The sequence below is a fragment of the Micromonospora sp. NPDC002411 genome, from assembly GCF_053592955.1.
Window position 1 is genome coordinate 1 of sequence record NZ_JBSFBM010000332.1, and the last position, 7,435, is coordinate 7,435.

The window sequence follows — 7,435 nt, forward strand, 5'->3', positions numbered from 1 at the left end:
GGCGCTTACGGGCGGCGAACCGCGCCATTTCCAACCCGACGATGCCCACCGCGAAGGTGAGGCCGAGGACCGCCTCGGCGCGCGGCGGCGGCCAGGCCTGCCGGACGAAGAGCGCGGCCACCATGATCCCGCCGACGACCGCCACCAGCCACACCACGCCGAGCGCGGCGCCGTCGCCGGTGGTGGTGCCCCCCGAGGTCTGCCAGATCCGCAGCGCGAGCACCGACGCCTCGTCCCGGACCGAGCCGGGGGTCATCACCAGGATCAGGTCGAACGTGCGGCTGGTGCCGACCGCCACCAGCGCGAAGACCACAGCCGTGGTCCGCAGCAGCAGGGGCCGCCACTGGGCGTCCCACAGGACGTGCCGACGCCGCCCGCCGTAGGCGCGGACCGCGTCGGCGAGACTCGGCGGCACCGTGTCCAGCGCGGATCGGAACACCAGCACGGCCAGGCCCACCCAGGCCCAGACGAACGCCGACATCAACGCCACGGTGACCAGCCCAGGCCCGAGCAACTGCGGCGCGTCCTCGGCCGAGCGGCCGGTCAGGCGGGCGGCGACCAGGGTGGCCAACCCTCGGCTCGGGTCGGGGTCGTACATCAGCCGGAAGGTGACCCCGGTGACGACCAGCGGCAACGCCACCGGCACCAGGAGGATCAAGCGGACCAGGCCGCCCTCCTCGGAGCGGCGGGACGCGGCGGCGAGCAGGTAGCCCAGCGCGGTCACCACCGCCGGCACCAGCAGGGCCCACAGCACCGTCCGGCCGACCACCGCGCCGGTGCCCGGGGCGGCGAGCGCGGTCCGGAAGTGCTCCGCGCCGACCCAGCGGCCGTCGGTGGTGACGCTGGCGTGCATGGTCCGGAGCACCGGCCACAGCACGAGCCCACCGAGCAGCACGGCGGCCGGCAGCAGCAGCGCCGAGGTCGCCCCCGCCGCCGGATAGGCACGCCCCCGCCGGGGTGGCCCGACGTCGTCGAGCACGGCCAGTTCGCCGAGGACCCGCGGCTGGCTCATCGGCCGCCGCCCGCGTTGCGGGCCGCCAGGGCGAGCTGACCGGTGGCGCGGCGGATCGCCTCGTTGGCGCCGACACCGTCGGTGACGTCGGCGAAGAAGCCCTGCATGATGCGCCAGATGCCGACGCCGTCCGAGCCGGTGAACGCACCCGGCAACTGGTCGGAGAGGTCGAAACGCAGCGTGCCGGGCGCCTGCATCTCCCGGGCGAGCTTCCGACCGTCCGGGTCGGTGTAGCTGGTGATCGGCACGTTGGTGTTGGGCGAGAGGTAGCCACCGGCGCGCAGCCAGGGCCGGAACGAATCGGCCTTGGTGAGCCACTGGACCAGCTCCACCCCGCCCTGGGAGCCCGCGAACGCCACCGCCGCGTCCCCGCCGACGATCAAAGGGCCGCCTCCCGGTCGGGTGCCCGGGAACGGGAACGTGGTGGGCGCTTCCGGGCCGCGCTGGAACGGGACGACGACGTCGGCCGTGAAGTCCGCCCCGCAGAGCATCACCGCACGCCGGGAATACACCACCTGGATCACCGACTCCTCGTACTGGGTGAGCAGGGCGCGACGGCCGCCGCCGAGGAACGCGCCGTCGATGCTCCAGAGCCCGGCCAGCCGGTCCAGGGCGTCGCGCACCGGACCGCCCTGCCAGTCCGCGTCCGACCTGGCGAGAGCGTTGTAGCTCTCGGGTGCCACGTCGGCCAGGACGTTCTCGAACCAGTCGGTGAGCACCCAGCCGTCGGCGGCGCCGATGGCCAGGGGCGCCGGGCCGCCGTCACGCCGGGCGATCGCGCCGAGCTGTCGGGTGCGCTCGACCAGCGCGTCCCAGTCGGTCGGTTGCTCCGGCAGCATCGACGGCAGGTGCCAGACCAACGACTTGTGCGCCGCCTTGACCCACACGCCGTAGCGCCGGCCGTCGGCGGTCAGCAGGTCGCCCAGCCCGTTGGGCACCGCGTACTCGTTGGACGGACGCACCGGGCTCAGCCAGCCACGCTGGGCGTACTCGGTGACCAGGCCGGGGCGGGGCAGGATCGCCACGTCCGGGCTGGTGCCCGCGAGGTGCCGGGCCCGCAGGAAGGCGTCGATGTCGTTGCCGGCGCTCACCACCTGCACCGAACCACCGGGGTAGTCGCCGACGACCTGGCGGAACCGGTCCAGCTCGCTGGTGCTCCAGACCACCGCGACCTGCACCGACCGGGTCCCGCCGGAACAGCCGGCGGCCATCGCGGCGACGCCCGCGGCGGCGGCGCGCAGCAGGGCGCGACGGCTCGTACGGGCGACCGGTCTCATCAAGTCGCCTCGCTCGGCTCGGTGACCAGCTCGTGCCGCACCGGGATCTCGGCAAGGGTGGCCGGGTCGGCGGTGCAGACCAGCACCGCCACCCCGGGGGCCTCGGGTGGGGAGAGTCGGGGCATCAGGTCGGCGAGGCGACTGTCGCCGGCCGAACCCGCCGGCAGGTCGACCACGAGCACCTCGGGCAGGCAGGCCGCCGCCCGGGCGAGGGCAACCCGGAACCGTTGGGCGGCGGAGATCTGGTGCGGCAGCAGGGTGAGCGACAGCGCCAACTCGAGCCGGTCGACGACGGTGGTCGTCCAGTCGTCGGCCACCTCGTGCACACGTTCGCGTTTGCGCTGGCCGTACTCGATGTTGCGGCGCACGCTCAGCTGCGGCAGCAACGCGCCGCCGGCCGGCACGTAGCCGATCTGCCGGCGTGGCGGCGGCAGCGCGGTGACGTCCCGGTCACCGACCAGGATGCGACCGGTCACCGGCGCGGCGAGGCCGACCAGCACCCGGGCGACAGCGGTGCCGAACCGGGGTGGGGCGACCAGGGCGGCGAGCGTGCCGGCGGGAACGTCCAGGGTCACCGGTCCGGTGCCGGGGACGGCGACCAGTGCGCGTAGCCGTAACGTGACCCTCACCTCCGGTGACCGCTGGGAGAACGCACCCAGGGTGGCACACCATGCCGACAATCGATGCCCTCGGACACCTCCATTGTGGAGGTGTCGGTCCGCTCAGCCGGTGGAGTAGAGCGCGGCGAGGCCGGCCGCCGTGGCGGCCAGGCGCTCGCGCAGCGCCGCCGGGGCCAGCACCTCGACGTCGGCGCCGAGGCGTAGCAGCTCACCGTGGGCGTGGGTGAGCGACTCGATCGGCAGCACCGCGGTCACCCAGCCGCCCGCGTCCGGCGGCCCGGCGCTGGCCTCCACTGCGGTCACCACCGGGTCGCCGGCGATCTCCCGCAGCCGTTCCCGGCCGCCGGGGGAGAGCCGTACGGTGGCCTCGTCGCGGTGCAGCCGGGCGCGGAACCGCACCACGTGCGCCCGCCACCACGACGGCAGGTCGAAGTCGGCGGGCCGGTCGAACTCCTGCGGGAGCGGAGTCAGGGCGAGAATCTGGCTCACCCGGTACGTCGCCGGAGCGCCCCGGCCGGGCTGGTCGGCCACCACGTACCACCGGCCACCCTTGAGCACCAGGCCGTACGGCTCCAGCACCCGGGTCACCTCACCGTTCCAGCTCCGGTAGCGCACCTCGACGCGGTGCTGCCGCCAGACCGCCTCGGCCGTACGCGCCAACTCCGGCGAGGCGTCGCCGTCGGCGTACCAGCCGGGCGCGTCGAGGTGGAAGCGCTGCTGGAGTCGGGTGGCCCGGTCGCGAAGCGGCGCGGGGAGCGCGGCGTGCAGCTTGAGTTGCAGCGCGGCCACCACGTCGCCGTAGCCCAGCTCGTCGGCCGGGCCGGGCAGGCCGGCCAGGAACAGCCGGTCGGCCTCCTCGGCGGTCAGCCCGGTCAGGCGGGTCCGCCAGCCGTCGACCAGTTGGTAGCCGCCGGCGTGCCCGGCCTCTCCGTAAAGCGGGATGCCGGCGGCGTGCAGCGACTCCACGTCGCGGTAGATGGTGCGGGGGGAGACGGCCAACCGCTCGGCGAGCTGCACGGCGGTGAGGCGACCGTGTGTCTGGAGCAGCATCAGGACGGAGAGAAGTCGACTGGCCCGCACTTCACTGACACTAGCTGTCAGTGAAGCGGTCCTACTGTCCCGACATGGCTTTTCGGGACAAGGATCTGAGCACACCGGGATCGATCACGGTGGACGGTCGACAGCTCAAGCGTTACCACATCGACCAGCCGGAACAGCGCATCGAGCCGGAGGTGGAGAAGGCGGCGTACGACCTGCTGCCCGCGCTGCTGGCCGACGTCATGGAGGACGGCACCCCGGCCGCCGGATGGGTGGTGCTGCACCGGGGCGCGGACACCGGCGCCTACCTGCTGGCGTACACCTGGATGTTCGACAACGCGGTGGAGGTCCGCGTCGCGGTGGCCGGGCAACCGGCCCTGGACTGCCCCGACGACGACCCGGCACACTTCGTCGCACTGCACCGCCCCGGGATGGGCTGCGTGTGGGAGTTGTCGGTGCTGGAGCACGAGCGGGCCGCCTGGGTCCGACACATGCTGGCGCCGGAGAGCCCCGACCTGACCGACTATCTGAGCGACACGCGAGCGGAAGGGCCGGTAGGCCACTGATGGGCGACTTCGACTTCTTCACCGGCACCTGGAACGTCGTCAACCGGCGGCTGCGCGAGCGGCTGGTCGGCTCGGACGAGTGGGAGGAGTTCCCCGGGGTGTCGGTCGCGCACGGCTTCTTCGCCGGAGGCGGCCACTTCGACGAGATCACGTTCCCGACCAAGGGCTCCGCCGGCGCGACGATCCGGATCTTCGACCCGGCCCGGCAGGAGTGGTCGATCTACTGGATGACCAGCGGCAGCGGCGTGCTCGAACAGCCGCCGATGGTGGGCCGTTTCGTCGACGGGGTCGGCCACTTCTACGCCGACGACCAGTACGAGGGGCGACCGGTGCGGTGCCGGTTCATCTGGTCGGACATCAGCGCGACCACCGCCCGCTGGGAGCAGGCGTTCTCCGTCGACGGCGAGCAGACCTGGGAAACCAACTGGATCATGATCTTCACGCGTGCGTCCGACTAGCAGCTTCCGGCCGTCCGGGTGCGGTGTTAGGGTCCGTCCACCGCCCCGGATGGAGGGACGTCATGGCCTCCGACCACGTCGATGTGCTGATCATCGGCGCTGGCCTGTCCGGCATCGGCGCGGCCTGCCACCTGACCCGTGACTGCCCGGACAAGACGTACGCGGTGCTGGAGGCACGCGACACCGTCGGCGGCACCTGGGACCTGTTCCGCTACCCGGGCATCCGCTCGGACTCGGACATGTTCACCCTCGGCTACGCGTTCAAGCCCTGGACCGCCCCGAAGGCCATCGCCGACGGCGCGACCATCCGGGAGTACGTCCGCGAAACCGCCCGGGAGTACGACGTGCAGCGGCACATCCGCTTCCGGCACCGGGTGCTGCGCGCCGAGTGGCACACCGCCACCGCCCGCTGGACGGTGTACGCCGAACGGGCCGACACCGCCGAGACCGTGGTGCTGACCTGCTCGTTCCTGTTCGCCTGCACCGGCTACTACCGCTACGACGAGGGCTACACCCCACCACTGCCCGGTCTCGACGCGTACACCGGGAGGCTGGTGCACCCGCAGCACTGGCCCGACGACCTCGACCACACAGGTAAGCGGGTGGTGGTCATCGGCAGCGGCGCCACAGCGGTGACCCTGGTTCCGGCGATGGCGCGGCGGGCCGCCCACGTGACGATGCTCCAGCGCTCACCCACGTACGTCATGGCGTTGTCGTCGCGGGACCGGCTGGCCGACGCGTTGCGGCGCTGGCTGCCGGCGAAGGCCGCGTATCCGGTGGTGCGCTGGAAGAACGTGCTGCTGTCCACAGTCACCTACCAGCTCAGCCGGCGTGCGCCCGGCCTGGTCAGGCGGAGGCTGCGCCGGGTCGCCACCGGCCGACTCCCGGTCGGGTACGACGTCGACAGGCACTTCTCACCCCGCTACGACCCGTGGGACCAGCGGCTCTGCGTCGCGCCCGACGGTGACCTGTTCACCGCCGTGCGGCAGGGCCGGGCGTCGGTGGTCACCGACACCGTCGACACCTTCACCCCGGACGGTGTCCGACTGACCTCCGGCGACGTGCTGCCCGCCGACATCGTGGTCACCGCTACCGGGCTCAACCTGCTCGCCGTCGGCGGCCTGACGCTGCGGGTGGACGGCATCGACGTCGACCTCGCCAGCACCGTCGCCTACAAGGGCATGATGCTGTCCGGGGTGCCGAACTTCGCGCTGACCCTCGGCTACACCAACGCGTCCTGGACGCTCAAGGCCGACCTCGTCGCCGGCTACGTCTGCCGTCTGCTGCGGCACCTGGACCGCACCGCACAGCAGGTCGTCACGCCGCTCCCGCCCCCCGACGACGGGCGGGTGCCGCTGATCGACCTGCGCTCCGGCTACGTGCTGCGCGCCGTCGACACGCTGCCCAAACAGGGTGCGGACGCGCCGTGGCGGCTGCACCAGAACTACCCCCGCGACGTGCTGCTGATGCGGCACGGCAGGCTCACCGACTCGGGTGTGCGGTTCTCCCGGGTCGGCGAGACCGACGCGCCCACCGGCACCCGACGTCCCGTGTCGTCCGAGCGTCGCTGACCGCCAGGAGAGGAGCACCCGTGCAGAGGTTCGAGTTCGCCGGGGCCACGGCCGTGGTCACCGGCGCGGCCAGCGGCATCGGGGCCGCGTTGGCGCACGCGCTGGCCCGCCGGGGCAGCGACCTGGTGCTGCTGGACCGCGACGCGGAGCGGCTGGACACCGTCGTCACCGCGATCCGCGTGGCGCACCCGGACCGCCACGTGCACACGTACGTGGTGGATCTCGCCGACGCGACGGCCACCGCCCAGGTGGCCGCGGAGATCGGCCAGCGCCACCCGCGCGTACGGCTGCTCGTGAACAACGCCGGCGTCGGCCTCGGGGGCCGGTTCGACCAGGTGACGTTCGACGAGTTCAGCTGGGTGATCGACGTCAACTTCCGGGCCGTGGCGCAGCTGACCCACGCGCTGCTGCCCACCCTCCGGGCGGAACGCGGCGCGCATCTGGTCAACATCTCCAGCCTGTTCGGGTTGATCGCGCCGGCCGGGCAGGCCGCGTACTCGGCGAGCAAGTTCGCCGTGCGCGGCCTCACCGAGGCGCTGCGCCACGAACTGGTCGACGATGGCATCGGGGTGACGTCGGTACACCCGGGCGGGATCCGCACCCGCATCACCGAGAACGCCCGCATCGGCAGCGGCGTCTCCCGCGAGGAGTACGCGGCCGGCCGGGCACAGTTCGAGAAGCTGCTGACCATCGCGCCGGAGCGGGCCGCCGAGGTGATCCTGCGTGGCGTCGAGCGGCGTCGGGGCCGGGTGCTGATCGGCTGGTCGGCGAAGCTGCCCGACCTGCTGGCCCGGGTGCTCCTGCACCCCGGCCAGCACCCGGAAGTGCGCCAGCCACTGCCCGGGATGGTCGACGTGGCCGTACATCATCGTGGAGCTGGACCGGATGCCCAG

At 72.9% G+C, this 7,435-nt stretch carries 8 protein-coding genes; 4 read left to right on the forward strand and 4 right to left on the reverse strand.

The annotated features are described in order from the left end of the window. From ACWCO3_RS28555 to ACWCO3_RS28570, 4 genes are all read right to left on the reverse strand, one after another. Positions 1–1,012: carbohydrate ABC transporter permease (locus ACWCO3_RS28555; RefSeq protein WP_450012972.1), on the reverse strand; the 1,012-nt coding region annotated here is incomplete at its 3' end. Further along, positions 1,009–2,289 carry a hypothetical protein gene (locus ACWCO3_RS28560; protein ID WP_450012974.1) on the reverse strand — a complete coding sequence of 427 codons (1,281 nt, stop codon included), beginning with the start codon at positions 2,287–2,289 and terminating at the stop codon, positions 1,009–1,011. The genes ACWCO3_RS28555 and ACWCO3_RS28560, both read right to left, overlap by 4 nt. Continuing rightward, the gene (locus tag ACWCO3_RS28565; protein WP_450012976.1) at positions 2,289–2,918 is read right to left on the reverse strand and encodes an ATP-binding cassette domain-containing protein; all 630 of its coding nucleotides are present in this window, start codon (positions 2,916–2,918) and stop codon (positions 2,289–2,291) included. The genes ACWCO3_RS28560 and ACWCO3_RS28565 overlap by 1 nt, the downstream gene beginning before the upstream one ends. 93 nt (positions 2,919–3,011) lie before the next feature. Continuing rightward, entirely contained in the window at positions 3,012–3,989 is a 978-nt protein-coding gene (locus ACWCO3_RS28570; RefSeq protein ID WP_450012978.1) for a helix-turn-helix transcriptional regulator, read from the reverse strand. A gap of 44 nt (positions 3,990–4,033) precedes the next feature. On the opposite strand from ACWCO3_RS28570, the gene ACWCO3_RS28575 reads away from it, so the two are divergent. From ACWCO3_RS28575 to ACWCO3_RS28590, 4 genes are all read left to right on the forward strand, one after another. Next, the gene (locus ACWCO3_RS28575; RefSeq protein WP_145782597.1) at positions 4,034–4,513 is read left to right on the forward strand and encodes a hypothetical protein; all 480 of its coding nucleotides are present in this window, start codon (positions 4,034–4,036) and stop codon (positions 4,511–4,513) included. Next, positions 4,513–4,971: a hypothetical protein gene (locus ACWCO3_RS28580; protein ID WP_450012980.1), complete on the forward strand. Its 459-nt coding sequence runs from the start codon at positions 4,513–4,515 to the stop codon at positions 4,969–4,971. The genes ACWCO3_RS28575 and ACWCO3_RS28580 overlap by 1 nt, the downstream gene beginning before the upstream one ends. Before the next feature lie 62 nt (positions 4,972–5,033). Beyond that, positions 5,034–6,542, forward strand: a complete 1,509-nt coding sequence (locus ACWCO3_RS28585) for a flavin-containing monooxygenase (protein WP_450012982.1) — start codon at positions 5,034–5,036, stop codon at positions 6,540–6,542. A 20-nt stretch (positions 6,543–6,562) separates the two neighbouring features. Further along, a partial coding sequence (locus ACWCO3_RS28590; RefSeq protein ID WP_450012984.1) for an SDR family NAD(P)-dependent oxidoreductase occupies positions 6,563–7,435 on the forward strand: 873 nt, incomplete at its 3' end.